The sequence below is a fragment of the Nostoc sp. UIC 10890 genome (genome assembly GCF_054786515.1).
This window is the reverse complement of sequence record NZ_JBSGKF010000001.1, coordinates 1353809-1380559: the sequence shown is the minus strand read 5'-3', so window position 1 is coordinate 1380559 and position 26751 is coordinate 1353809. Positions and strand designations below refer to the sequence as shown.

Genomic DNA, 26751 nt, shown 5'->3' with positions numbered 1-26751 from the left:
TGCGATCGCGCCAATCTGAAAATACGAAAAAATAAATAACAAGTAGTAAGTAATGTTAAAAACAATTTACTTACTACTTGTAAATAACCCTCAATTATGCAGGAGTGTTTTCTACTAGTTTATTTTCTTGGCGCAGATAAGCTTGGATGAATGTATCAAGTTCACCATTCATAATATCGCCAATTGCTGTTGTTTCCGTGTTTGTACGCAAGTCTTTCACCATTTGGTAAGGGTGAAATACATAGTTACGGATTTGATTTCCCCAGGAGGCTTCCACCATATCGCCACGAATTTCGGCAATTTCTTGGGCACGTTGCTCTTTGGCTATGACCAATAGCTTTGCTTTGAGGCGATTTAGGGCTTTTTCTTTATTTTGCAGTTGCGATCGCTCTTCTGTACAGCGCACAGCAAGACCAGTCGGAATGTGAACAATCCGCACCGCAGTTTCTACTTTGTTGACGTTTTGTCCACCTTTACCACCAGACCGAGTTGTGGTGATATCCAAATCTTTGTCTGGAATATCCAATTGCACAGAGTTATCAATCTGCGGCATTACTTCCACCCCTGCAAAACTGGTTTGTCGCTTACCGTTGGCATTAAAAGGTGAAATCCGCACTAAGCGATGTGTACCCATTTCCGATCGCAAGTAACCATAAGCATAGCGACCAGTAATTTCTAGGGTTGCCGATTTAATTCCGGCTTCATCACCCTCCGACTCTTCAGCTAAAGTTACCTTATAGCCGTGAGCTTCGCCCCAACGGGTGTACATCCGCATCAGCATAAATGCCCAGTCTTGAGCATCTGTGCCACCAGCACCAGCACTAATGGTCAGTACAGCACCTTCAGCATCATAGGGGCCAGAAAGTAACTGTTGTAACTCCCACTGGTCAAGGTCACGATTCAGTTTAGTGATAGTAGATTCTGCTTCTTGGAGTAGCGCCTCATCGGTTTCTAACTCCAATAACTCAACAACTGCCTTAGTATCTTCTAAATTGGCGTGCCAGCGATCGTATTGCTGGAGGTGGGCTTTCAGGTCGTTGAGTTCTTGTAGGGTTTGTTGGGCTTGGGTTTGGTCATTCCAAAATTCTGGTTGAGCAGATATTTTTTCGAGGTCTTGAATTTTGGCTGTCAGTGCAGGTACGTCAAAGATAGTCCTGGGTTTTACCCAGGCGGCCAGACAACGTTTCGATTTCGCGTTTGAGTTCTAAGACTTCCATAGTGCTTGCTGAATGATAGATAGAGCGCTTTGGATTGTGAAATTGCTCTTTATTTTATTGTATTTATTAATTTTAGCTGTAGTTGGGCAAACTCTCCCTGTACTATTTCTAATCAACAAAAATTTATAAGTCATTTCCAAAATCTGTGATTAATATAATCAGAAAAACAAATAGTCTGATTGCGAACCCCAGTCAAAATAGTAGTTATTGTTACACCCAATCACAAAAAACGCGGATAACATTAGAAAAATCTCACCCCATAAAGAAGGTGAGCGAAAACTGTTTATCTTTGTGTCCTACTAACAGCTGTCCTCTAGGCATGAATTGTTAAGTAATTATCCTAATAATGGATAGAACTTAATTACACTTTGTCTAAAGTATTAGGCAAAAAAGTACTCCACAAGGGTGAGGTGTGACTTGACAAAATTCTGTCACTATGCGTTAGTTATTAGCTAAAAGCAAAGGAGTTTGCAATGCATCGACAAATGTGCTGGTTATCTAAGTCTGGTGGCGATGGAGAGAAAATTTTGTATTTGCAGACAGAACCCAATCAGCCTTGGCGTCCCTACACAACTTTTGGACATTTTGCAGTCCCAGATTATCAAATACCAGGTGGTTCTAAAGGTTGGGCAACTTATCAAAAACTTCTGAAAGCAGGTTGGACATTAGTACCTAGCGCACGGGCAAACGAGTTTGGCAACAGCAGCTACGCAGAGTCAACAATTCAAAATCAATAGTCATTTGTCATTAGTTATTCTGCGCGTCGCTGTGTTTCCCCAATCCCTCACTTGCTCACAAACCTCTTGGGGAACCTTCACCGCGAGGATCGGCGGCCCCTTCTAGAGTTCCATCGGGTGTAACCGCGATCGCGTTACCATTACCCCAGGGAGCAGTTTCTTTTATTTTGTGTCCCCGACGGCGTAAGTCTTGCACAGTCAAAGCATCTAAGCCCCAAGATTCAACGCGCAACTCATCTGGTAGCCATTGATGATGTATGCGTGGAACAGAAACAGCCGCACCAACATCCATGTTGTATTCCAGCACATTTAAAATCACTTGCAAAACCTGGGTGATGATGGTGCTACCACCAGGCGCACCCACTGCCATCCGAAAATGACCATTTTCTGTGACTATTGTGGGAGTCATGCTGGATAGAGGAGTTTTGCGGGGCGCAATGCTATTGGCATCGTTGCCAACCAAACCAAAGGCATTAGGTACTCCTGGCGCAGCAGCAAAATCATCCATCTCATTGTTGAGGACAATTCCAGTTCCTGGTGTCACTACACCAGCACCAAAACTGAGATTAATCGTGAAAGTCAAACTCACGGCGTTGCGTTCTTCATCCACAACACTAAGATGGCTGGTTTCAGGAGATTCATACCGAGGACAAGGGGATGAGGGAAGACGCAGACATTTAGAATTTAAATCTACTGGCTTGATCTCGGTCGAGGGTCTAGCCACTTGCATATTAATTTCTTGACGGCGTTTTTTGGCGTAAGCTGGACTAAGCAGTTCTTGTACAGGGACTTTGACAAAATCAGGATCGCCTAAATATTGTGAGCGATCGCTGTAAGCAATCTTCATTGCCTCTACCATTAAATGTATAGCGTCGGGATGATGCCATCCTAAAGATTTAAAATCGGTATCACCAATAATATTTAAAATCTGCAATAGGTGAACGCCTCCCGATGAAGGTGGTGGCATTGAGCAAATTTTAGCTTGGCGAAAATTTCCACAAACGGGAGTGCGCCAGATTGGTTTGTAGGCTTTGAGGTCTTCTAGAGTCATTAAACCACCATTTTTTACCATATCAGAAGCGATCGCACGAGCAATACTGCCGGTGTAAAAACTTTGGGGATTTTGGGCAATTGTGGCTAAAGTCCGTGCTAAATCACGCTGCACTAGCTTGTCCCCTGGTTTGTAAAATTCACCGTTGCGAGTGAAAATTTCTCGCAGGGCTGGATTCTTAATAAGTGCTTGTTGGCTGGATTGGTTTGTTTGCAGATAACGCCAAGTTGCTACATCGCCCAAAATGAAGCCATCTTTAGCGAGTGCGATCGCAGGTTTCATCACCTCTTGCCAAGAGAGCTTACCATAGCGACGATGCACTTCATAAAGTCCCGACACCGTTCCTGGTGTCGCCACTGCTAAATAACCTTTAATACTTGCATTGGGACGCACCTTTCCTTCTGCGTCAAGATACATATTTCTTGTAGCTTTCAGAGGTGCGCGTTCACGGAAATCTAGCGCTTTGATGTCGCCAGTTTTCTCAGAGTGCATCAGCAAAAATCCGCCGCCACCGATTCCCGCTGAAAAAGGCTCAACTACAGAAATTGCAAAGGTTGTGGCTACAGCTGCATCCACTGCATTACCACCTTTGCGTAACATCGAAATTCCCGCTTCACTCGCTAGGGGATGGGCTGAAACCACCATTCCCTTTTTGCTGCGTAGGGGTAAAGTTAAAGCAGCCGAAGCGACTTGGCTATAAACAAAGAGTGTGAAAGAAAAGACTGCGATGGCTACGTGCGTCGCAGGCATTGCAACTCGCTTGGCTTGAGTAACAGTAAGCATTTTTATACCATTTTTCATAAAAACTTATACATATATAGCATCTGAGTATACTTAATTTATCAGATTTTGATTACCATTTTTTGCGTAGCTTGTCGCCGTAGGCATGGCTCCCCCTTGAAAACTACGATGTACACACAAGTCGAAAAAAGCTTGATTTTCCATTCTTCTCTCGTTTATCTCGTTTACCTCGTTTTTATCTCGTTCCCATGTTCTACATGGGAATGCTCCTCGTGGAGGCTCTGCCTCCAATCTGGCATTGAGTCAGAGACTCAATGAATGCATTCCCAGTCTCAGACTGGGAACGAGGAAATGCTTATCAAGCTAGGTTTTTAGGACTTGTGTGTACACCGTAGCCGTTTCGGGGAGAGGAATGGAAGTGGGGTAAAAAGCCATGCTACAAAACAAGAAATCAAGGCTTATGTATTTTTCTTTTTTCGTATGAAACCACCCTGCCCTTGAAAAAGAGGCAGGGAGCAGGGGGAAATGGTTAGAGCCTATTTATAAAGTAAATATTAATTAGAATGTGTTACGGCGTCTAGGAATTTGAGTGTTTGAGAAAGTCTAATTTAGCAGTAATGTACTATATTTCCAGGTGTTCTACTCTCAGCGATAACGCACGCTACAATTCAACATTTACTTTATAAATGGTTTCTTACAAATATAAAGAGTATGCAAAGATTTTTGGAAAAGATAGACATCTAAGTAAATATTCGATATTTAGTTATTGTTGGGTTATTTTGATGTTTTCTATTTTACAGATAGAAATTCAAGAGCGATGCCTACGGCGGCAAGCTACGCCGACAACAAATGCATAAAAATTCCCTGTTTTATGCCATCTCAAGTTTTCCCTATTTTTAAACTAGTAAGACTTATGCATTGACAAAGCAACTAAATTTTGTGCAGTGCTTAAGACTTAGATAGTCCTCAATACTGGGATTAAGTAATGTGTGCAAGCGAATTAAAGGGGAAATATTTAATGAACAATTGGCGAGTCTATCTATCTAAAGAGTGAATATTGTATGCCGAAAGCTTGAACTTTTGGCAAATTATTTGTGCAATCAAACAGCACAAACTCGATTATTGACAACTGAAGTTACTCCAAAAATCGATTCAATCAGGAAAAACTTATGGCAATTATCATTGGAACCAGCGGTAACGACACCCTACAAGGCGCTTTTGATTACATCGATTACAACGACACCCTAACTGGTGGCGGTGGCAACGATATATTTCTTTTTGAAGGCGGCTCAAACTACATTCATAAGATCACCGATTTCGGTGGAGTAGGCAAAGGAACCAACCCCAAACCAGCAGTCATTGCCGAAGTGGATACCCTAAGTTTCCAGCGTTATAGTGCCTTTACTGCTCAAAACTTGCTCCTCGCCCAGAATGGCACAAGTCTGGAAATCGGCTTTCAAGGGTTTGGTAGTTACAAATTCATTCTGGAAAACTTTGCCCTGGAAAACCTGGATAACCTCACCAAATCTGCTGGAGCCACTGTAGATTTGGGTAATATTCTTTTTTATGGGCAAACTACCATCATCGACAGCTTTGATGTCTTCGATGCCAACTCCACCCAAAGCACTGTCTTTAAAAAAAACACAGTCACCTTCCTAAACGACCTATCCAACAATGTTAGTGGATTTGACAATTCAAATGATGTCATCAATGCTCAGGGAGGTGATGACATTATTGAAGGCTTAAGTGGCAATGACATTTTGAGGGGTGGTGCGGGCAATAATACCCTCAACGGTGGTGTTGGTGACGATACTTTGTATGCTGACTCCCCCTCAAGCAATAATCTGTTTAATGGTGGCGATGGCAATGATTTTCTCTCCACCTCTGGCGGAAACTACTATAACACCTACGCACCAGGCTACAACGATCGCTCTTTAGGCAACAATACCCTCAATGGTGGTGCTGGTGATGATACTTTAAATGCTAGCGGTTCATTAGGCGATAACCTCTTAGATGGGGGCGATGGCAATGATTCTCTCTCTATCTCTGGGATTGTAAGGGGTGAGCAGTATACATCGTCTGACTCTGGCTCAGATGGCGATAACACCCTCAACGGTGGTAATGGTGATGATATCTTGAGTGCTAGTGGATCATCTGGCGATAACCTCCTAGATGGAGGCGATGGCAATGATTTTCTAGACATCTCTGGCTTTGTTGAACAATATTATGACTCTTACTTTGACTCTCGCTCATCTGGCAATAACCTCCTAGATGGAGGCGATGGCAATGATACTCTAACAGCTTCTGGTGCCACTGGTAATAACACCCTTAGCGGTGGTAATGGCGATGATAGCCTCACAGGTGGTAATGGCAATGATAGCCTTACAGGCGGCGGTGGTAAGGATAAATTTGTTTACGACGGCTTATTCAACGACAACGACATATACAGCGACACGATTAATAATGGCACTACTACGATCGCCGATTTTGATGGAGTAGGTAAAGGAACAAACCCCACAGCAGCAGTTATAGCCGAAGTGGACACTCTGATATTCCAGGACGATAGTAACTTCACTGCCGACAATTTGCTTCTCACCCAGAATGGCACAAGTTTGGAAATCAGCTTTCAAGGGTATGGTGATACCAGATTTATCCTGGAAAACTTTGCCCTGGAAAACCTGGAAAACCTCACTAAATCTACTGGAGCCACTGTAGATTTGGGCAATATTCTGTTTTATGGGCAAACTTCCATCACCGACAGCTTTGATGTCTTCGATGCCAACTTTACCCAAAGCACTGTCTTTAAAAAGAACACAGTCACCTTCCTAAACGACCTAAACAACAATGTTAGTGGATTTGACAACTCAAATGATGTCATCAATGGTCAAGGGGGTGATGACATTCTTGAAGGCTTAAGTGGCAATGACATTTTGAGGGGTGGCGATGGCAATAATATTCTCAACGGTGGCGATGGCAATGACACTCTCAATGGTGGCACTGGCAATAACACCCTTAATGGTGGCAATGGCAATGATTCCTTAAATTTTGACTCCCTATCTACCTTAGTCACTCAAACAGTAGACGGGGGAGCAGGTAACGACTCTTTGTCTTTCAGTTATAGCAGTGCTACCACGGGAATTACTTCGACTTTCAATCCTACTACTAACATCACAGTAATTTCTTCGACGGCGAACACAACAGTGTTTAGCTACAAGAATATCGAACAATTAAATATCACAGGTACAGACTATGATGATTATCTTGTGGGAAGCAATGGTAATGATACGCTTCGCCCAGGCAATGGTAACGATACAGTAGATGGCGGCGCTGGTGACGATTTATTGGATATTAGTCTTTCAACAGGAAATCACCTCCTCAATGGAGGCAATGGCAATGATTCTTTACAGGCCTTGAGTGACATTTACTACGACGAATTCGGAAATTTTGTTATCAGTAGCATATCTGGCAATAACACTCTCAACGGTGGTGCTGGTAACGATTATTTGGATATTTACAGATCAACAGGTAATAATCTATTAGATGGGGGCGATGGTAACGATATATTGGGTGTTTCCAGTACAGGCAATAATCTATTATATGGGGGCGATGGTAACGATATATTGAATGTTTTCGGTTCAGGCAATAATCTATTAGATGGGGGCGATGGTGATGATTCCCTAACAGCCTCTAGTAACTCAGGTAATAACACACTCATTGGTGGCAATGGTGACGATACCCTCAGAGGTGGCAGTGGCGATTCTATCCTCATCGGTGGCAAGGGTAATGATAGGCTCTTTGGGGAAGGTGGTACTGATACCTTTGTTTTCAATAGTTTCGATGAAGGTCTTGATAGGATACGTGACTTCGTTGCCATTAATGAACTAATTCAAGTATCGACTGCTGGTTTTGGTGGCGGTTTATCAGCAGGTGTACTTAAGACAAGTCAGTTTACACTTGGAGAATCTGCAACCACTAGCACCCAGCGATTTATTTATAACTCCACCACAGGTGCATTGTTCTTTGACCAAGATGGTAATGCAGGCGCATTTACTCAGGTACAATTTGCAGAATTATCTACTGGGTTATCGCTAACGAACAACAATTTTGTGGTTGTTTAACCATATTGCGTAATTCCCCATCCCTCTACAGGATGGGGATGTAAGCAAGCCAAAAAGGAAACGTTCTCAAAGTATATGGATACCGTAATTACACCAGAAAGAATCGAGTTACCACCTGGCGCGGTGTTAAAACTTTTGGGAAACTGGCAAGACTATCAAGCATTGAGTCAGCAATTAGGCGATCGCTCCTCACCTCGCATTAAATATCGAAGAGGAGAAATTTTCCTGATGGCACCGCTACCAGAACATGGAAGAGATGCGAGTTTACGTGGTTAAAGAACTTTTTGCATGGACAACAGTAGGGTGTGTTACGGCTTTCGTAACGCAAAATTTCAGATTTTCGGTGCGTTACACTAACCCTTAATTACGAATTACGTTAGCGTAGCGGTAGCGAGTCCGCGAGCGTCATTACGAATTATTTGAATCCCTTTGATATCCGAAACTCCTGGACAACATCTTTAATATCACGTAATTCCCCCTCAACTAAATAGTTTAACTGTCGCATTTCATCTGCCGAAATCTTTCCAGCAAGTGAGGCGATCGCAGTTCTTAATTCAGGATACTTTTTTAATATTTCTTGTCGAACAATAGGCACTGTTTCATAAGGTGGAAAATACTTTTTATCATCCTTGAGTACAACTAAACCTAAGCGAGAAATCTGTCCGTCAGTAGAATTCCCCGCCACCATATCTACTTGTTTTTGAATCAAAGCACGATATATCAAACCCAAGTCCATAATTTGGGGAGATTTGGCAAAACGTAAATCGTAAGTTTTAGCTAATCCTGGAAAACCATCTTCTCGTTCTAAAAATTCATAACCGAAACCGCCACGCCACTTTGGTGTATATTGAGTAGCTTCAGAGAGAGTTTCAATGTTGTTGCGCTTGGCATCTTCACCCCGGATAATCATTGCAAAAGTATTTTCAAAACCTAAGCTTGGCATCACTTCCAGATTGAATTGCTGGGAGTATACTTGTTTTAATCTTTTATAAACTTCTTTGGGGTCATTAACTGCTTTTTGCTTTAAAATTCCAGTAAAAGCTGTGCCTGTATACTCAATATATGCGTCGATTTTGCCAGCAGTAATAGCACTATGACAAACAAAAGAACCACCCAAACGAGGGCGACGATCTACTTTTAAATTAGTTGTCGCCTCAATTTGTTGTGCTAACAGTTCACCTAAAATATCTTGTTCAGTAAAATCTTTAGAAGCAAGAATAATATTGCCACCGTTATTACTATTTGAATTTGGCGTACAACTAGTAATTACCAATAACAAGGCAAAAGTTAAAAAACAAAGTGCTAAAAATCTTTTCATGAGAGGTCATTATATAAATTAAATTTTAGAAGATGTATTACAAGTATAGGACTTACGCACTGTACAACTCATCGTATGAATATACGAGAATGGGTCGTTTCAGTCTTTTATTAATCGTTCTTCGATGGTCAGATGTAGGGGTAAAGCACATTGCTCATGCGTGTCAACTTAAGCCAAAAATAGCGTACTGATTAGGTGTTGTTCACCCGCCAGGGAATATAATTAAGAGACTAATTGCTCAAGTCTACTGAAGTAGACTGAAAATTTTCCGCGCTCTTTAGTCCTCTTCAGAGGACTTTAGCTATGAGACAGGGATTTACAATCCCTGGCGGACGTGATCTGGCGGTTAAGTTTAGAGTTAACTTTTAATTTTTAATTTATTCTCCATCCAGCCAATTGCAAAGTCAGCCAGTAATGCAATTCCTGCCGCCGGAACTGCACCAGCTAAAATTAGCTGATCATTTACAACTGATATCCCACGAAAAATAAACACTCCCAAACCACCAGCACCAATTGCCGCTGCAATAGTTGCAATACCAATAGCAATTACTGTTGCTACTCGCACTCCTGCTAAAATTACTCCCATTGCCAAGGGAATCTCAACTTGCAATAACAACTCTCTATCTGTCATTCCCATACCTCTCCCAGCTTCCCGAATTGCTGGATCGACGCCAGTAATACCTGTGTAAGTGTTACGAATTATCGGCAGCAAGGAATATACAGTCAGGGCAACAATTGCTGGTACTGCACCAATTCCGCCAATTATCGGAACAGGAATGAGTAAGCCAAACAGTGCCAAACTAGGAATAGTCTGGAGAATATTCGCTATGCCAAGAATTGGCTGGCGGAGATAAGTTTTACGTGTAATTAAAATACCTAATGGAATGCCTACAAGTATGGCAATTCCAATGGCAATGCCTACTAAAAATAGGTGTTCGAGAGTATGCTGAAGAATTTCTGGGGCATACTTAACGAGGAAGAAATTTTTCATAGAGTATCTTGCAGGGAACGCAGACATTGAAGAAAGGCAAGACTTTCTGGGTGTTGCGATCGCATAAATTCATCTGTTGTCCCCAATACTACCAATTCTCCGCCATACATTAAACCAATTCTTGATGCCAAAACCAAGGCTTCTTGAATATCGTGGGTGACGAAAACAACAGTTTTGCCTAACTCTTGCTGCAAATGCCGAAACTCTTGTTGCAGTTCTAGGCGCGTAATTGGATCGAGTGCGCCAAAGGGTTCATCCATCAACAACACAGGCGGATCTGCCGCTAAAGCCCTGGCTACCCCGACTCTTTGCCTTTGTCCTCCCGAAAGTTCGTGCGGGTAACGTGTGGCAAATTGTGCTGGTTCTAAGCCTACTAATTGCAGCAACTCATAAACCCGCGTTTTAATTTGTTTAGATTGCCAACCTTCCAAAGAAGGAACTAAACCTACATTGCGTTCAACTGTAAAATGGGGAAATAAACCAATTTCTTGAATGACATAACCAATTTTTCGCCGCAGTTTAATTTCATCCCATTGAGTTGTGGGAATGCCATCAAATAAAACTTCGCCTTGTGTAGGTGTAAATAGGCGATTAATTAATTTCATTGTGGTGGTTTTGCCGCTACCACTGCGCCCAAGTAATACCAGTGCTTCCCCCTGGCGGATGCTGAAATTGAGATTTGACACCAAGGGGCGATGATTGCGGCTAAAGGTAACATCGCGGAATTCAACGGCGGTTTGGTTATTTTGCTGCATGGGTGGCTTTTGGTGGACGCTAGCTGTATGTATTATCTGCTGATTTTGCTAGCGTGCTAACCAATGCTGTTTGGTTAAGAGACGCGATGAATTGCTAAGGCAAGAGACGCGATGAATCGCCGTCTCTACAATCATCAGTTTGTTGTAGAGACGGCGATTTATCGCGTCTTTGTATTTCTACCGCGTATTTCTGCCGCAGAGATTCAAGGATAGGAGCATTGCAGAAGTTACACAAGCTATGTCATATATGGAGATTGTTGTTTAATTGTTTTATGTCTATTCAAGTCTACGGAATTCCCAATTGCAGCACTTGCAAAAAAGCTTTAACGTGGCTCCAACACAACAACATTGACTATGAGTTTATCAACACCAAAGATACTCCGCCAACCCATGAGATGATTCAAAACTGGGTAAAGTCTTTGGGTTTTGCTCCCATGCGAAATACCTCTGGCCAATCCTACCGCGCTTTAGGAGATCAAAAAAAGATTTGGACTGATGAACAGTGGATTGATGCATTCACTCACGATGCAATGCTTCTCAAACGTCCACTTTTTGTCAAAGATGGAACAGCTGTGCTAGTCGGCTTTAAAGATGAAGCAGTAGTTCAAGAAAAATTAGGATTTTAGTCAGGGAGCAACGCTCTAACTGTGAGATTGGAGTTAAATTATCAATTATGTTGCTGCACCAAGCCGAAGGACAGAAAGTAGAATTAAAGAGGGTTTTAGCCTAGTTAATTTTCTTGATATACTTCAGGTTTTCCTATTTTCAATAATTTTACTTATCTCAAACAAGTCTGTCTAAATTAGGATTTACGCGTAAAGATTCTCTGGGAGAATTGGGTGTAAGTTTTACTATTAACGCTGCCAATCATACATTAATCGTCCATGACGATCACGCACAAGTTCCCATTCTCCACGACGATATCGTTGTCCTTTATAACGTATGGAACGATAGCGTCGTCTATAATGATGTCGTCGATTCCGCTGGCGTTGATAATAATATCTTCCAGTTCGTTGCCGTCTATGATAACGTCGTCGATTCCGTCGGCGAGCTAACAAAAGTTCTTCACTTTGCTCTCCAACTAAATTTGTCTGTGCGTCAATACTCTGTTCATTGAGAACATGATTTAGAGTATTATCCTTAGCTTCAGCCAAAGCAGGCGGATAAATGAAGGCTAATAACAGGAACGCAATTGAGGATAGCTTTTTGAAACGATTCACGTTTTTGCTTTTCCTAAACTATTGGTAATCTATTTATTTAATACTTAAGTTGAGTAATTATATAGTTCAGGATTTACAAATTTGATTAGTGAAAATGTAATAAAAGTACTTAATTGGTTTTCAGTAACACAACCTATCAGATGAGTTTAAAAAATCATTTCAAACAAAACTACTGAATACTCAGTGATACCATTATTGGTATAAGTTTTGGGTTTTACAAGCAATGGCATACATTCCAAAAGACGCAAAGTGGTATATTGCTGAATTGGTGATCGAGTGTAACGTTGAGGGAAATCCACGCAATGTTGTTCATGTAGATATTGTTCTTATCCGTGCTTCTTCACCAGAAGAGGCTTTTGAAAAAGCTGAAGAACTTGGTTATGAGGGTAACAGCACATATCTCAATCCCAAAAATCAAACCGTCACTTTTACTTATAGAGGCTTACGGGATATAAATGTTATTCATGATGAATTGGAACATGGTGCTGAACTGATGTTTGAGGAAAAAATTGGTATACATGAAAGCCAGCTACAACAAATGCTGACTCCAAAATCTCAGCTAGCTATCTTTCGTCCGTTAAAACCAATAGATCCATCTAAGCCAGACTATAGCAGTAAAGAAATTATGGATGAAGTAGCAAAAAGAATGAGTGGCGATGGGTGTTATTGAAGTACTTTAAATACTTCAGTCCAACAGTGCATTCGCCATCCCAAACCTTTACAGTACAGCTAACGTCATAAATACGCTGTTCGGATCATCGATATATTCAAGGAAGGGGCATCGGTACTTGAACCCACACCGTGTGTACAATACTCGTGCTGGGGCAAACTCTGGGATTGCCCCTGTCTCCAAATTCAGGCGATCGCATTCGCGCCGTTGGGCTTCTTTGATGATCTATTCAAAGATTTTCGAGGCGACATCTTTATCCTTACGTTGGTGAGCCTTGGCGGTACGCATTGATTTGGCTTGTAGCGCCACTACTATGCAGTTTTACTATTCTCATCTGAGGCTTGTTCTGCAACATTTTTCAAGCGGCTTGATCTGATTTTGCGGATGCGATCGCTATTGCGAACACCACCCGCCATCTCATATTCACGGCTGTCTTTGCCGTACTTGATTGCAACCACCATCAGCATTTTCTCTGAAAGCTGACTCAAGTTTTTTTCCATCTCTTCAATTTCAGTTCTAGAAGAGTCAACCACAGACAGAGCGGTATTATAAACATCAAGTTTGTTACGTAATTGATCAATTGACTCAATCAGTTTTTCCAGATTATGATTTTCATCAAATTTAATGCTTGGAACAATCGATTTTAGTCCAGCGGATCTTAACTGAGCTTTTTCTAAAATGCGGGATGTGCGTTTTAGACGAGACATAAATTTATTTCTTTAAGATACTTCTAGAGCTAGCTTGCCTTAGTTAAACCATATTCCGGTTCAGGGTAACTCACAATTTTTTTTGATAAACTTTTCAAGTAATACCAGTAATTTTCCGGTATCTCATCACTAGATGTTGATTTTTATAGGAATAATTATTTAAGTTATAGCAGGAGGCAGGAGGTAAAAGTATTACTATTCCTAGCCTTGGTGTTTTCAAAATGTCCTAATACCATTTCACTTTAATAATGATACAAATACGTGGGTAGGGGTAAAGCACATTGCTCATTGGTGTCAACTTAACGCGAAACCGCACGTCCGCCAGGGATTGTAAATCCCTGTCTCATAGCGAAAGTCATCTGAAGATGACTAGATATCCCCAAAAATATTCAGTCTACTTCAGTAGACTTTAGCTATGAGCCAGAGAATTCATTCTCTGGCGGGTTAGGAAGCCCGCAGCGAAGCTATTTCTAGCTGAAGTTGACACCAATGAGCAGTGCTAAACCCCTACAAAAAATCTATATGTATCAAGATTTTTGTGAAATGGTATAACCTATGTGACTACGGCTATGTATAAAAGTTTTGAGGCAGACTGCTCCCGTGTACTCGAAGACCGCTCCTGGGAACTCGAAGACTGCTCCCGTGTACTCGAAGACCGCTCCCGTGTACTCGAAGACCGCTCCCGTGTACTCGAAGACTACTCCTGGGAACTCGAAGACTGCTCCTGGGAACTCGAAGACTGCTCCTGGGAACTCGAAGACCGCTCCCGTGTACTCGAAGACCGCTCCCGTGTACTCGAAGACTGCTCCTGGGAACTCGAAGACTGCTCCCGTGAACCGGATGTTAACACTGTCTTAACTGTCTCAAAAATTTGCTTAACTGTCTTAACTGTCCTTGCATCTTTAATGGCGAGTGCTAGATAATGCAAGCACAGTTTTCAAAAAAGCTGTAAATCCTGAATTAATCGATATATATATCTAAAAAAAGGCAGAAAAATGGATCTTGATAATTTAGCTCAAATTTCCAAACGAGATTTAGAAATCATTCAACTACATCAATTTCAACAACCCATCTACTGTTGCAATGTCACTGCAATTGCTTATGCTTTTACCGCATTGGGATATCTGACAACTGTTGATGAGATTTTTTATGCAACCCAACTACCCATCGCATCGGTTTTAGATGATGGGATGACGTTAGCAGAAACCTACGATACTTGTCGAACTTACCTTGAAAAAAAAGAAATACCCCTATCGATTCGGATAGAGCATTTTGATAAACCGAGTATGACGCTTGAAGCATTCATCCGTGAAGTTGAAGCCGCCGTTTGTGATGAAAATGATGTCCACATTCTTAACTTCAATACCCGTATTGCCCATGAAAATCCAAGTTTAGAAGGTGGTCACTTCTCCTTATTGGCAGACTATGACCCGAAAACTCAAGAAATAACCATTGCAGATACAAATCCTAAACGATATACCCGGTTTTGGAAATGCCCAATTCAACGTATATATGCCGCTTGCGTAGATAAAGATTCCTCATCAAATCGCTCTCGTGGCATGATCGTGCTTCGCAGGCAAGAGAAAGCCAATTTAGCAGCTAACGGAGTGGTTCACCCTTCAGAAATCGCCTTGAACGCTCTCCATTCTGAATAAGTGCTTAGAATCATAGCCAACCATTTTTAAAATAACCTCTGAAAGATAACTAACAAATGTTGATATGAATATAGCGGTTCTCGAATGGAAGTAATACAGTTTAACCTCTCTCCTAAAAGGCTACGGTGTACACACAAGTTATCAAATTACCCCACCCTAACCCTCCCCTTGGAAAGGGGAGGGAACTAGATTTTTGGCTTCCCCCCTTTGCAAGGGGGGATTGAGGGGGGTAATTTGACTTGTGTGTACACGTCTTTTTAGGAGAGAGGCTTCAACTCATAACCGCTATATGGCTGCGTAGGCATGGCCTACGGCGGTAAACTACGCAGTTTTTGAGAGATAGTTAGTAGGGTGTTGTAGAAGTGCGCTGCGATCGCAGTTTAGACAAATCCAATTGCTGCGCTGCACCCCACAAGCGTGAAATACAACCAAAAGTCTTTGGGCTTGGCAAAAATATAACTGTTAAAATCAGCATAATGGTGTCAAAATGCGAATAAAACACACCCAAAAGGAGAAAAATGCCAGCCATTGTTAAACTACAACTCTCCTTAGAAACTTTAGCAGAAGCAATATCTTCCCTTGATTTAACAGAAAAACGTCAACTTCAAGAGCTAATTGAGCAACAAATTTTTGAAGCCGAAGAAGCGTTGTATGAAGACGATGCAGATACACTGGCAGAAATTCAAGCAGTTCGCGCTGAGTATAGCGATGGTGAGTCAGTGACTATAAATGAAGAAAACTAATGATGCACTGAAAATCATTAAAAGAATGATGAAAGAAGATCCAGAATTACAAGAGATGGTTAGAGAATCATCAATAAATGCTCAGGTATCTCAAATCATCTACGATGCACGTAAAGAAGCGGGACTAACCCAGCAACAACTAGCTGATTTAGTAATTATTTCCACCATCGCCCCACATCCATAATCGCACGGGCAATTTCTACCGTTGCTGCTTCACCACCTAATGCAAAGATAACTGGAAACAATGCTTTGATATCTTGCAGCAAATTAGGGCGAGTGCGAAGGGATAGTTCGTGAAGCGAATCTTGCCAAAGGAAAAAAAGTTTGGCAGTTGGCATTTTTGACAGACCAGAAGCTAAGGCACTGAGGGCATTGGCGCGAAATCGCTCAGACTCAATCGCCCTGGCGGCGGTGAGTGCTTCTGGCAATAACTCTGGTGGCAGTTTGTCGGCTAAGGCTATGAGGGCAGAGCCGCGAGAGGCCTTAGACTGAATCGCCTTGGCTGCGGTGAGTGCTTCTGGCAATAACTCTGGCAGTTTGTCGGCTAAGGCTTTGAGGGCATCGGCGCGATATCTCTCATCCTGAATCGCCTTGGCTGCGGTGAGTGCTTCTGGCAATAACTGTGGTAGTTTGTTGGCTAAGACTCTGAGGGCATCGGCGCGAAATCGCTCAGACTGAATCGCCTTGGCGGCGGTGAGTGTTTCTGGCAATAACTGTGGTGGCAGTTTGTCGGCTAAGGCTCTGAGGGCATCGGCGCGATATCTCTCATCCTGAATCGCCCTGGCGGCGGTGAGTGTTTCTGGCAATAACTGTGGTGGCAGTTTGTCGGCTAATGCACTGAAGGCAGAGGCACGAGAATACTCATCCTGAATCGCCTTGGCTGCGGTGAGTGCTTCTGGCAATACCTCTGGTAGTTTGTCGGCTAAGGCTATGAGGGCATCGGCGCGATCTTTCTCATTCTGAATCGCCCTAGCGGCGGTGAGTGCTTCTGGCAATACCTCTGGCAGTCTGTCGGCTAAGGCTATGAGGGCATCGGCTCGATATCTCTCATCCTGAATCGCCCTGGCGGCGGTGAGTGTTTCTGGCAATAACTGTGGTGGCAGTTTGTCGGCTAATGCACTGAGGGCACAGGCACGATCAAACTCATTCTGAATCGCCCTAGCGGCGGTGAGTGCTTCTGGCAATACCTCTGGCAGTCTGTCGGCTAAGGCTATGAGGGCATCGGCGCGATATCTCTCATCCTGAATCGCCCTGGCGGCGGTGAGTGTTTCTGGCAATAACTGTGGTGGCAGTTTGTCGGCTAATGCACTGAAGGCAGAGGCACGAGAATACTCATCCTGAATCGCCCTGGCGGCGGTGAGTGCTTCTGGCAATAAGTGTAGTGGCAATTTTTTGACTAAGACACTGAGGGTATTGGCGCGATATCTCTCATCCTGAATCGCTCTGGAGGCTTTGAGTGCTTCTAAAAATAGCTCTGGCAGTTTGTCGGCTAAAGCTATAAGGGCATCGGCGCAATCTCTCTCATCCTGAATCGCCCTAGCGACGGTGAGTGCTTCTGGCAATAACTGTGGTGGCAGTTTGTCGGCTAAGACTCTGAGAATACCGGCGCGAGAATACTCAGACTGAATAGCTCTGGCGGCGGTAAGTGCTTCTGGCAATAACTGTAGTGGCAGTTTGTCGGCTAAGACTCTAAGAACTTCGGCGCGAAAAAACTCAAACTCAATTGCCCTGGCGGCGGTGAGTGCTTCTGGCAATACCTCTGGCAGTTTGTCGGCTAATGCACTGAGGGCAGAAGCGTAATAAAACTCATCCTGAATCGCCCTGGCGGCGGTGAGTGCTTCTGGCAATACCTCTGGCAGTTTGTCGGCTAATGCACTGAGGGCATCGGCGCAATCTCTCTCATCCTGAATCGCCCTGGCGACGGTGAGTGCTTCTGGCAATACCTCTGGCAGTTTGTCGGCTAAGGCTATGAGGGCAAAGGTGCGATATTTCTTATCCTGAATCGCCCTGGCAGCGGTGAGTGCTTCTGGCAATACCTCTGGCAGTTTGTCGGCTAAGGCTATGAGGGCAGGGGTGCGGTATTTCTTATCTTGAATCGTCCTGGCAGCGGTGAGTGCTTCTGGCAATACCTCTGGCAGTTTGTTGGCTAAGGCTATGAGGGCAGGGGTGCGGTATTTCTTATCCTGAATCGCCCTGGCAGCGGTGAGTGCTTTTTGCAATGCTAACTCTTGAAGATTTGGTGGCAAATAATTGACTAGTTCTGTCAGCGAGTTAACTTTCTCCTCTAGTTCTGGTTTTTGCAGGGCATAAGCTAGTCCTTGTTCAGGAGTCCAGAAATTGTTTTTGACTAACGCCACCAGCAGTTTTACTGGTAAATTAGCTGCCAAACTATTCAAGGATGCAGAAATCAAAGCATAGCGACACTGCAAACTCACAACTTGAGGTAGTGTTGATTCAGTCCAATTCGCTTCTGCTAATTCCCAGGCACGAGAAATATCTGTGATGTAACCGCCAGTTTCTCCCAATTTTTCCCGCACTTCATACCAGCCATTGTTTCCAGTTGCCGACTCTTTGCGTAACAACTGATGAATCTCTTCAACCCGTCCAGCCTTTTCCAAATGCCAAACTAAACGCTGATGAATGTAACCATCATTGGGCAGAGTATGCCATAAACCATTCTGGGTTTTCTGCCGATATTTTTCCAAAAAAGCAGTGTGAGCATTAGCAAGGTTTAAACCCAACCCAGCCAAATCTCCTGAGCGCTTTGGCACAGAGGGAGCAGTTAACAAATTACACGCTAAATCGTGGAATAAGTCATGTAAACGATAGGTGGGTATTCCATTTATAAGTATTCCGGGCAACAGTAGCGCTTTATCCCCAAAATATTGCAATGTATCTAAGGCATCGCGCTCATCATCCATATCCCAAAGTGTTGCTGCCATTTGGGGAGTAATGCTGACATCTTCAGGTAACACCCCCAGCCAAGTAAAATTTTGTCTTTCCTCTTCTGGTAATGAATTGATAGTCAAATTTAATGATGCAGTCAGACTGAGGCGTTTTAAGCTGGCTTCATCAGTTGCATCTCTGGCTCCAGCAAGGTTAAATGATTTTAATCGGGCAATTTCTTGCTGAATATCTTGTAAGAATCTCGTCCAAGAAGATGTGCCACTGGCAACCTGAACTGCTGCCAATTCCAATGCCAAAGGCAGAAAACCAACAGCTTGGGCTAAATTTTCTGCTGACTGACGCTCTACACCAATGATGTCACGTCCTAATCTCTTCTTCAGCAGTTCCATTGCTTGGGCTGCCGTCATCACATCCAGATTATAAAGCCTAGCTCCCAGAGCATGGGCAATTGAACCTTCACGAGTAGTTACCAAAACTTGACAACGCGCCCCACCAACATTAAACGCTTGTGCATCTTTTGTATGCCACGCATCGTCCACCACTAGCAGCAAAGCTTTGTCATAAAGCAGAGTCCGCAAATGGCAAGAAGTTGCTTCTACACTGGTAGGTTTAAAGCTATAGTCTCCTAATGCCTGAACCCAGCCACTAAGTAAAGAAAGCACATCGGGTTGTTGACCTAATGTTGCCCAAAGAATGCCATGACAAAAACGAGATTGTACCTCTGCATCATGGGCTAAAGCCGTAGCTAAAGTAGATTTGCCCACCGAACCCAAACCGTGAATCGCAGTAATTACTAAAGTGCGACTATCAGACGATGAACCATTTAAAAGACGAGTCTTTAAATCATCGCTGTACTCTGGGCGTTCTACAAAGTATGTCGGTAAGGGCGGCGCTTGAAACAGAGTAAGTTTAATTTCGGGTGTAACAGCAACGCTCTCATCTTTGCTGAGATTAGCTGCTAATTCTTTTGATTTCTTTGGTCTATTCTTTTCCCACGCTTCATCAAACCCTTTCAGGTTCTTCTCTCTATCCTTTGACCATAGCTTTAAAGTAAAGTGCCAGTCATCAGAACCTTGAGTTTGGAGACGGTTATCTTTCAGAATCTTCAAAAAATCCTTCAGCAAATTCAGCGCTTCTCGAATTTGCACTTTAGTTAACTTGCCAGGATATCTATCTTTTTGCGTCAGCGACTCCAACACGACTAACGTAGTCTGCACAGTCAGCTTGGGGTTAGTGCTGTCTTCTTCTTTCCAGTCAGACTCAATTTTAAAGTTACTGTCCCCAAATTCCCCATCGACAAAATAAAGCAACGCCTCTAGCAGACGCTTGACTCGTTTCTGAATTACAGGGCCTTTAGTAGATTCTCGTGGCATTACATCCAAAAAGTTGAGTAAGAAGTTTGGGGCTACCCCAGATTGAAACTACCACCCCAAACTCATGTAATCCAGATTCTAAGGCATTTTCAGCGAGATTAGGGTATTTGCTTAGGGATACAACCCCAAAGAGAACCTATATCTATCAACTCTTTGGGGTAGAAACAAATGCAAGGTAAGCGTCAAAATATTCTCGGTAAAATTATTGCTTTGTTGCTAGCAATGCAACTATTCTTGATTGGTTTACAAGCTAAAAGCCAGATTGACCAAGGTAACTCATCCATTGAGGCGTTGATTTGGATGACTCAACAATATATTTCAGTGCTGGTTAAAATCCGCAGCTTGCAGAAGAAAAGGGACGAAAACGATTCTCTAAAAAGCAAGAGTAAAAGATGAACCGATTCCCCCCTTAAAAAGCTACGGTGTACACACAAGTCGCATTACCCCCCTTAATCCCCCCTTATAAAGGGGGGAAACAAGAAATCTTGTTCCCTCCCCTTTATAAGGGGAGGGTTAGGGTGGGGTAAAACTATTAAAAAATCAAGACTCCATCTCAGCCAATTCTAACCAGCGTTCAGTCGCCACATCGATCGCGTGCTTGAGTTTTTCCACATGATCATACAGTTTTTGCACTTGGCTATAATTCCCCGGTGAGACATTCGCCAGCGTTTTCTCGGTTTCTTCTTTCTCAGCCTCTAACTGGGCAATTTTACCTTCCAACTGCTCAAATTCTTTTTTCTCCCAATTGGATAATCTCCGCCGCTTGGTATTCTCTACCTCCTTGGGTGCAGCCGCACCATTATTTTGAACTTCGACATTTTTCGGCTTCTCCTTAGTGTTCGCAGCTTGTAGCTGTGCCTCTTCAGCCTTCTTATAGTCTAGGTAAATCGAGTAATTACCTGGATATTGCCTCAGATTACCGCCTTCTTCAAAGGAAAATACTGTGTCGATGGTGCGATCGAGAAAGTAGCGATCGTGAGAAACTACAATTACACACCCAACAAAATCTTCTAAATAATCTTCTAATACTGCCAATGTCTGCACATCTAAATCGTTTGTCGGTTCATCTAAAATCAAGACATTGGGCGCACTCATCAAAACCCGCAACAGAAATAAACGGCGTTTTTCCCCACCGGAAAGTTTACTAATTGGGGCATACTGCTGATTACCAGGAAACAAAAACCGCTCTAACATTTGCGAAGCAGTAATTTGAGTTCCATCGGTAATTTTGATAAATTCTCCTTCTTCTTTGATATAGTCAATCACGCGCTGATTTTCATTCAATGCTGTGAGCAATTCTTCAGAATGCTGGTCAAAATAACCGATGTGAATTGTAGTCCCAATTTCTGCAACACCTGAATCTGGCTGAATCTGACCAGTAATAATATCCATTAAAGTGGATTTACCAGCACCGTTAGCGCCGATGATGCCAATGCGGTCTTCTGGACTAAATTCGTAGGTGAAATTATTAATCAGAGTCCGTCCATTGTATGCTTTGGAAACGTTATTTAATTCAATAACCTTTTTGCCAATGCGACGACCAACTGTCGAAATATCAACTTTACCCTGAACTTGTTTAAACTCAGTATCCCGCAGAGCGTGAGCGCGGTCAATTCTCGCTTTTTGCTTGGTACTTCTGGCTTTGGGCCCTTTTTTGAGCCATTCCAACTCGCGGCGTAATAAGCCTTGGTGTTTACGTTGACTACTTACGGCAGATTCTTCAGCTAAAGCTTTCTTTTCGAGGTAATATGAGTAGTTACCTGTATAGGTGTAAATGTCGCCTCGGTCGATTTCAATGATCCGATTGGTAACGCGATCTAGAAAATAGCGATCGTGGGTAATGAGAAAAAGTGCGCCGCGATAGCGATTCAAATAACTTTGTAACCATTCTACAGAAAGAGCATCAAGATGGTTTGTCGGCTCATCCATGAGCAAAACATCTGGTTCTGAGAGCAAGGCTGATGCTAAAGCAATGCGTTTGCGATAGCCTCCAGATAAAGTACCTATCTTGGCATCAAAGTCAGAAATTCCTAATTTTGTCAGGATGATTTTGGCATTAGTTTCTAGTTCCCAAGCATCATTTGTATCCATCTGTTGCATCACCACAGAAAGGCGAGACATCAGTTGGCTATCATCTGGATAGTGAGCCAATTTATCTGAGAGTTCTTCATACTCACGCACTATAGCAATATGTTCGCCACTGTCAGCAAAAACTTGCTCTAAAACTGTGTGATTTTCATCTAAATCTGGCTGCTGCGGTAAGTAGATAATTTTAGAACCGGAGTTGATTAAAATCTGACCACTATCAATTGATTCTAACCCTGCAATCATTTTTAATAGGGTTGATTTTCCAGAACCATTAGTACCAATTAAACCAACTTTATCGGTAGCATCGAGGCTAAAGCTAGCATCTTTTAAAATTTCCTTGATACCAAAGTCTTTTTTAACTGACTGTAGTGTAATAATACTCATAAGATTGAAGTCATTAATTATTTTTCATTAGTGAGTAGGCAAGGCAATACCCTACCTACATTGCCGAATTCTATACAAATAAGTCCAAGGGAAGGTGTCCATACATTTCGTTGATTCCATCTTCGTCATAAGACTGGGAAGATACTAATACACCACGATGATGTCCATCATAGGAATCTAGATAACACAAGCCATTTTTGCCATTTAATTTGATATAAACTGGGCCTTCAGGTGTAGATAAATTGTCTGGTGGTTCATAACCCAAAGCCAGAGAATAGGTTTTCATTGCCAATATTCCTTCTTCTGCTGTATCAGCACAAATTCCTAAAATTTGGTAATCGGCAAGCTTAGTGATCAAAATTAAGGCATTACGGATTACTACTTTTTCTGATGAACTGAGGATAGGGGCAATGTCTAGACAGTTGAATTTGTTCAGTAATTTTTTCGCTTCTTCTGCGGTGAGATTTTGAGGATTGGAGGTTGACATAAACTTCGATTATTGTCTTGTTGGTTTTTCTGTCGTGTTGGAGTTGGGGCTAGCCCAACTTATACAATCTTGGATTTTAGATTGGCAATTGTCCAAGTGTTGTAAAATTTCTCTGAGTTCAGAGCAAATTCCATGTATTTTAGAGCTTGTTATCTCATGCCCACTTCCCTTTTACGGCTGATTTTGGACATTCCCAAGGTTGAATATGAAGGGGACGCCGTTTTTTGAGTCGCTACCCATAACGAGGACTTTGGGCATTTGAGCGCCGCCAGTTTTCCAAGCTTCAATTGCTTCTTTTTGCAGAACTAACTGCCCTCCTTGGGCTTTGAGTGTCTCTGCTAAGAGTCTTTGAGCTTCTGCTCTACCTTTGGCGCGATTAATGTCTGCTTGTGCTTCTTGTTCAGCTTCACGTGCTACATAAACGGCTCTTTGCGCCCGTTGTTCAGCAATTTGTTTTTCTTCGACTGCTCTGGCAAATTCTGGCGAGAATGCTAAATCAACTACGCTAGTATCTAATACAATTATCCCATATTTGTCTAAGCGATCGCCTAACGCTTGATCAAAGTCTTCTTTTAATTCACTTCTTTTGGTAATCGCTTCTTCTACTGTTCTTCTAGCTGCGGCAATTTTAAATGCTTCTTGTGTCTGAGGGGCAATGATTTTTGATACAATATTTTCTAATGTTCCTTGTTTCCTTCTTACTTCAACTACCTTTATCGGATCGAGGCGAAAGTTAATCGCAAATCTTGCAGATAAGTTTTGCAAATCCTTAGTAGAACTCTCTGCTGGCACTTCAAATTTTTGCACTGTTAAATCATACACATCTATCACGGTGATAAAAGGCGGTTTCACGTGAATACCTTCCAATAAAGCGCCATCTCTGGCTTTACCCAAGATGCTGATCACTCCTGCTTGTCCTGGGTTAATAATGATAAAGGAGTTTAACCCGATAATCACTAATATTGCTAACACAATTCCCAAAACTGTGGTTTGCCAATTTCCGAATTCCTGATTTTTCAAGTTCTTCTCTCCAATATGAGTGCTGAGTGGTGAGTGCTGAGTGCTGAGTTAGGAGTTAGGAGTTAGGAGTTAGGAGTTAAGAGTGAGTTAGGAGTGATTATTCTACTTATTGTCCCCAATCCCCAATCCCCAATCCCCAATCCCCAATCCCCAATCCCCAATTTAAGTGTCTCATTAGTCTGTCTGAATCAATCTTCAGACTCAGAACTCAGGACTCAGAACTTTGTTCCGTGGTAATATCAGTGACACGAAACCGCAAAAAGCCGTGGCTACTGTATTTAAATCTCATCGGGTATCAAGAAGGCGTAAACATTCAACGCATCCTCTCCAGCGTTTGCTTGAGTATGGACACCAGTATCGTAAACAAATTTGGCTGGCAACTACTTATTCTATCCTCAATAAATTTTTCGACTTGGCACCACCCGGCTTAATTGGGGTTGCGGTGGATGTGGTAGTCAAGCAGCAGGATTCCATAATTGCACAGTTAGGGGTACGCGATGTCTTTCAACAATTTTTGATTATTTCTTTCCTGACTGTGATCATTTGGATACTAGAATCGGTTTTTGAGTACGCCTACGCTCGACTTTGGCGGAATTTGGCTCAGAATATTCAGCATGACTTGCGTTTGGATGCATACAAACATTTGCAAGAGTTGGAATTGGCTTATTTTGAAGAACGCAGCACTGGTGGTTTAATGTCTATCCTTAGTGATGATATTAACCAGTTAGAGCGATTTTTGGATGGAGGAGCGAATGATATTATTCAAGTTTCCGCAACGGTTCTAATTATTGGCACTGCTTTCTTTATTCTGGCTCCTAGTGTAGCGTGGATGGCTTTGTCGCCAATGCCATTTATCCTCTGGGGTTCTTTTGCTTACCAACGACTACTTGCGCCTCGCTATGCTGATGTCCGGGAAAAAGTAAGTTTTCTCAATTCACGTTTGTCAAATAATATCAGCGGAATCACTACTATTAAAAGTTTCACTGCCGAAACTTATGAAGCCTCTCGTTTGGAATTAGATAGTGATGCTTATCGCCGCAGTAATTCCAAGGCAATTACTCTTTCTGCTGCTTTTGTACCGTTAATTCGGATGCTAATTTTGGTGGGTTTCACGGCATTATTGTTATATGGCGGGATGGCAGCGGTTTCTGGAAAAATGTCTGTTGGTGCTTACAGTGTATTAGTATTTTTAATCCAGCGTTTACTGTGGCCTTTAACTAGATTAGGCGAAACCTTTGATCAATATCAAAGGGCAATGGCTTCTACTAATCGAGTCATGAATTTATTGGATACTCCTATTGCTATTCATACAGGAAATGTAGCTTTACCTGTGGATGAAGTGCGCGGTGAAGTGCAATTTAAAAATGTTTATTTTGCCTATAAAGATAGATTTGCAGTGATTAAAAATCTGTCTTTGGATATTCCGGCGGGGAAAACTATTGCAATTGTCGGTTCCACTGGTTCAGGTAAAAGCACTTTAGTCAAACTTTTGTTGCGGTTGTATGAGATACAAGCTGGAAGAATTACTCTTGATGGTATTGACTTGCAAAGTTTGAATTTACAAGATTTGCGCCGCTGCATCGGTTTGGTGAGTCAAGATGTCTTTCTATTTCATGGCACTGTAGCGGAAAATATTGCTTATGGTAGCTTTGAGACTACAGAGCAAGAAATCATCACGGCGGCGAAGGTAGCGGAAGCGCACGAATTTATTATTAACTTGCCCCAAGGTTATGAGACAATTGTGGGGGAAAGAGGACAAAAGTTATCTGGTGGACAAAGACAACGGATTGCGATCGCACGCGCAGTCTTAAAGAATCCGCCCATTCTGATTTTAGATGAAGCTACCTCGGCGGTGGATAATGAAACAGAAGCGGCAATCCAGCGATCGCTAGAACGGATTACAGTAGATAGAACTACAATTGCGATCGCTCATCGTCTTTCCACCATCCGCAATGCCCATTGCATTTATGTCATGGAACATGGGAAATTAGTAGAGTCGGGAACCCATGAGCAATTGCTGGAGAAAGACGGTATTTATTCCGGCCTCTGGCGCGTACAGTCAGGCTTAAGATAACTTTCGCCCCTTCTTTGTGTTTTAATTACGAATTACGAATTACGAATTACGAATTATTTATGTTTTTTGGTAATAGTCAACCAGAATCAGGTGATACTAAGTGGCGTCGCCAGTTGGATAAGTTTGTCAAAGCAAATCAGCAAGAATTGGCGGCGCTGTTTTGGGGATTGTGGTTAGCAAATGGTGACAGTAAAGGTACTGTTGGTATTGATTTGCAACCAACGCCGCATTTTGTTTATTGTCCGAAAGAGCAGATAGAGAATTTAAATATTAGGGTTGAGAATCGGCTGCAAGAAATTTTGGGAATTGTGGAGAATCACAAACCGGATGTGGAAGTTGTGATGATTGGGATTGGGAAGGGGGAAATTAAGTTAATTCAGTTTGCACCGGAACCAGCACCACCGATTTGTTTTGAGCAAGCTGGGAAGGATGTGGATGGGTTATTGGATGTGCTGGAAGAGAGGATGAGGGGGGAGATTGTTTTTTAACGCAAAG

At 42.6% G+C, this 26751-nt stretch carries 24 protein-coding genes; 12 read left to right on the top strand and 12 right to left on the bottom strand.

Annotated features, from left to right (window positions below; genetic code table 11):
* Window positions 1-94: 94 nt before the first annotated feature.
* A protein-coding gene (gene prfB, locus ACWATR_RS05485; RefSeq protein ID WP_460330202.1) for a peptide chain release factor 2 occupies window positions 95-1217 on the bottom strand; the annotation gives its coding sequence in 2 pieces (ribosomal slippage) (window positions 95-1144 and window positions 1146-1217; 1122 coding nt in all).
* 473 nt (window positions 1218-1690) lie between these two features.
* On the opposite strand from prfB, the gene ACWATR_RS05480 reads away from it, so the two are divergent.
* Window positions 1691-1954, top strand: coding sequence for a hypothetical protein (locus ACWATR_RS05480; RefSeq protein WP_181930461.1), 264 nt, complete (start codon window positions 1691-1693; stop codon window positions 1952-1954).
* 55 nt (window positions 1955-2009) lie between these two features.
* On the opposite strand, the gene ggt is transcribed toward ACWATR_RS05480, so the two are convergent.
* Window positions 2010-3788 (bottom strand): gamma-glutamyltransferase, encoded by a 1779-nt coding sequence (gene ggt, locus ACWATR_RS05475; protein ID WP_460330200.1) that lies wholly within the window; start codon window positions 3786-3788, stop codon window positions 2010-2012.
* A gap of 1127 nt (window positions 3789-4915) precedes the next feature.
* Here ggt and ACWATR_RS05470 point away from each other — a divergent pair.
* Window positions 4916-7864, top strand: a complete 2949-nt coding sequence (locus tag ACWATR_RS05470; protein ID WP_460330198.1) for a beta strand repeat-containing protein — start codon at window positions 4916-4918, stop codon at window positions 7862-7864.
* A 75-nt stretch (window positions 7865-7939) separates the two neighbouring features.
* Window positions 7940-8140, top strand: coding sequence for a hypothetical protein (locus tag ACWATR_RS05465; RefSeq protein ID WP_460330196.1), 201 nt, complete (start codon window positions 7940-7942; stop codon window positions 8138-8140).
* A 139-nt stretch (window positions 8141-8279) separates the two neighbouring features.
* Here the strand turns inward: ACWATR_RS05465 and ACWATR_RS05460 are convergent, their stop codons facing one another.
* The 3 genes from ACWATR_RS05460 to ACWATR_RS05450 all read right to left on the bottom strand — a co-directional run bounded on the left by ACWATR_RS05460 (window position 8280) and on the right by ACWATR_RS05450 (window position 10928).
* A complete protein-coding gene (locus ACWATR_RS05460; RefSeq protein ID WP_460330194.1) occupies window positions 8280-9182 on the bottom strand; it encodes a glycine betaine ABC transporter substrate-binding protein in 903 nt (300 codons plus the stop codon).
* A gap of 358 nt (window positions 9183-9540) precedes the next feature.
* Window positions 9541-10173: an ABC transporter permease gene (locus tag ACWATR_RS05455; protein ID WP_460330192.1), complete on the bottom strand. Its 633-nt coding sequence runs from the start codon at window positions 10171-10173 to the stop codon at window positions 9541-9543.
* The gene (locus ACWATR_RS05450; RefSeq protein ID WP_460330190.1) at window positions 10170-10928 is read right to left on the bottom strand and encodes an ATP-binding cassette domain-containing protein; all 759 of its coding nucleotides are present in this window, start codon (window positions 10926-10928) and stop codon (window positions 10170-10172) included. Before ACWATR_RS05450 ends, ACWATR_RS05455 begins: the two co-directional genes overlap by 4 nt.
* 272 nt (window positions 10929-11200) lie before the next feature.
* Here ACWATR_RS05450 and ACWATR_RS05445 point away from each other — a divergent pair, with 272 nt between their 5' ends.
* Window positions 11201-11554, top strand: coding sequence for a Spx/MgsR family RNA polymerase-binding regulatory protein (locus ACWATR_RS05445; protein WP_460330188.1), 354 nt, complete (start codon window positions 11201-11203; stop codon window positions 11552-11554).
* 228 nt (window positions 11555-11782) lie between these two features.
* On the opposite strand, the gene ACWATR_RS05440 is transcribed toward ACWATR_RS05445, so the two are convergent.
* A complete protein-coding gene (locus ACWATR_RS05440) occupies window positions 11783-12148 on the bottom strand; it encodes a hypothetical protein (protein WP_460330186.1) in 366 nt (121 codons plus the stop codon).
* 223 nt (window positions 12149-12371) lie between these two features.
* On the opposite strand from ACWATR_RS05440, the gene ACWATR_RS05435 reads away from it, so the two are divergent.
* Window positions 12372-12818: a DUF4288 domain-containing protein gene (locus ACWATR_RS05435; RefSeq protein WP_460330184.1), complete on the top strand. Its 447-nt coding sequence runs from the start codon at window positions 12372-12374 to the stop codon at window positions 12816-12818.
* A gap of 311 nt (window positions 12819-13129) precedes the next feature.
* On the opposite strand, the gene ACWATR_RS05430 is transcribed toward ACWATR_RS05435, so the two are convergent.
* Complete coding sequence (locus ACWATR_RS05430; protein WP_460330182.1) at window positions 13130-13525, bottom strand: hypothetical protein; 396 nt, start codon at window positions 13523-13525, stop codon at window positions 13130-13132.
* Window positions 13526-14094: 569 nt separating this feature from the next.
* Between ACWATR_RS05430 and ACWATR_RS05425 the strand changes: the two genes are divergently transcribed.
* The gene (locus tag ACWATR_RS05425) at window positions 14095-14448 is read left to right on the top strand and encodes a hypothetical protein (protein WP_460330180.1); all 354 of its coding nucleotides are present in this window, start codon (window positions 14095-14097) and stop codon (window positions 14446-14448) included.
* Window positions 14449-14520: 72 nt separating this feature from the next.
* Window positions 14521-15180, top strand: a complete 660-nt coding sequence (locus ACWATR_RS05420; protein WP_069068670.1) for a phytochelatin synthase family protein — start codon at window positions 14521-14523, stop codon at window positions 15178-15180.
* A gap of 343 nt (window positions 15181-15523) precedes the next feature.
* On the opposite strand, the gene ACWATR_RS05415 is transcribed toward ACWATR_RS05420, so the two are convergent.
* Window positions 15524-15709, bottom strand: a complete 186-nt coding sequence (locus ACWATR_RS05415; protein ID WP_460330178.1) for a hypothetical protein — start codon at window positions 15707-15709, stop codon at window positions 15524-15526.
* Here ACWATR_RS05415 and ACWATR_RS05410 point away from each other — a divergent pair.
* Both ACWATR_RS05410 and ACWATR_RS05405 read left to right on the top strand, forming a co-directional pair.
* Window positions 15699-15923 carry a hypothetical protein gene (locus tag ACWATR_RS05410; RefSeq protein ID WP_460330176.1) on the top strand — a complete coding sequence of 75 codons (225 nt, stop codon included), beginning with the start codon at window positions 15699-15701 and terminating at the stop codon, window positions 15921-15923. The two genes, ACWATR_RS05415 and ACWATR_RS05410, sit on opposite strands and share 11 nt — an antisense overlap.
* Entirely contained in the window at window positions 15910-16107 is a 198-nt protein-coding gene (locus ACWATR_RS05405) for a hypothetical protein (RefSeq protein WP_460330174.1), read from the top strand. Before ACWATR_RS05410 ends, ACWATR_RS05405 begins: the two co-directional genes overlap by 14 nt.
* On the opposite strand, the gene ACWATR_RS05400 is transcribed toward ACWATR_RS05405, so the two are convergent.
* The gene (locus ACWATR_RS05400; protein WP_460330172.1) at window positions 16079-20203 is read right to left on the bottom strand and encodes an NB-ARC domain-containing protein; all 4125 of its coding nucleotides are present in this window, start codon (window positions 20201-20203) and stop codon (window positions 16079-16081) included. The two genes, ACWATR_RS05405 and ACWATR_RS05400, sit on opposite strands and share 29 nt — an antisense overlap.
* 168 nt (window positions 20204-20371) lie before the next feature.
* On the opposite strand from ACWATR_RS05400, the gene ACWATR_RS05395 reads away from it, so the two are divergent.
* Window positions 20372-20599, top strand: a complete 228-nt coding sequence (locus tag ACWATR_RS05395; RefSeq protein ID WP_460330170.1) for a hypothetical protein — start codon at window positions 20372-20374, stop codon at window positions 20597-20599.
* Window positions 20600-20743: 144 nt separating this feature from the next.
* Here ACWATR_RS05395 and ACWATR_RS05390 read toward each other — a convergent pair whose 3' ends face one another.
* The 3 genes from ACWATR_RS05390 to ACWATR_RS05380 form a co-directional block, all read right to left on the bottom strand.
* The gene (locus ACWATR_RS05390; protein WP_460330168.1) at window positions 20744-22675 is read right to left on the bottom strand and encodes an ABC-F family ATP-binding cassette domain-containing protein; all 1932 of its coding nucleotides are present in this window, start codon (window positions 22673-22675) and stop codon (window positions 20744-20746) included.
* A 70-nt stretch (window positions 22676-22745) separates the two neighbouring features.
* Complete coding sequence (locus ACWATR_RS05385) at window positions 22746-23162, bottom strand: DUF1824 family protein (protein ID WP_460330166.1); 417 nt, start codon at window positions 23160-23162, stop codon at window positions 22746-22748.
* A gap of 171 nt (window positions 23163-23333) precedes the next feature.
* Window positions 23334-24182 (bottom strand): prohibitin family protein, encoded by an 849-nt coding sequence (locus ACWATR_RS05380; protein ID WP_435027477.1) that lies wholly within the window; start codon window positions 24180-24182, stop codon window positions 23334-23336.
* Window positions 24183-24447: 265 nt separating this feature from the next.
* Between ACWATR_RS05380 and ACWATR_RS05375 the strand changes: the two genes are divergently transcribed.
* Both ACWATR_RS05375 and ccmS read left to right on the top strand, forming a co-directional pair.
* Window positions 24448-26256 (top strand): ABC transporter ATP-binding protein, encoded by a 1809-nt coding sequence (locus ACWATR_RS05375; protein WP_460330163.1) that lies wholly within the window; start codon window positions 24448-24450, stop codon window positions 26254-26256.
* A gap of 59 nt (window positions 26257-26315) precedes the next feature.
* Entirely contained in the window at window positions 26316-26744 is a 429-nt protein-coding gene (gene ccmS / locus ACWATR_RS05370) for a beta-carboxysome assembly chaperone CcmS (RefSeq protein WP_460330161.1), read from the top strand.
* Window positions 26745-26751: the final 7 nt, after the last annotated feature.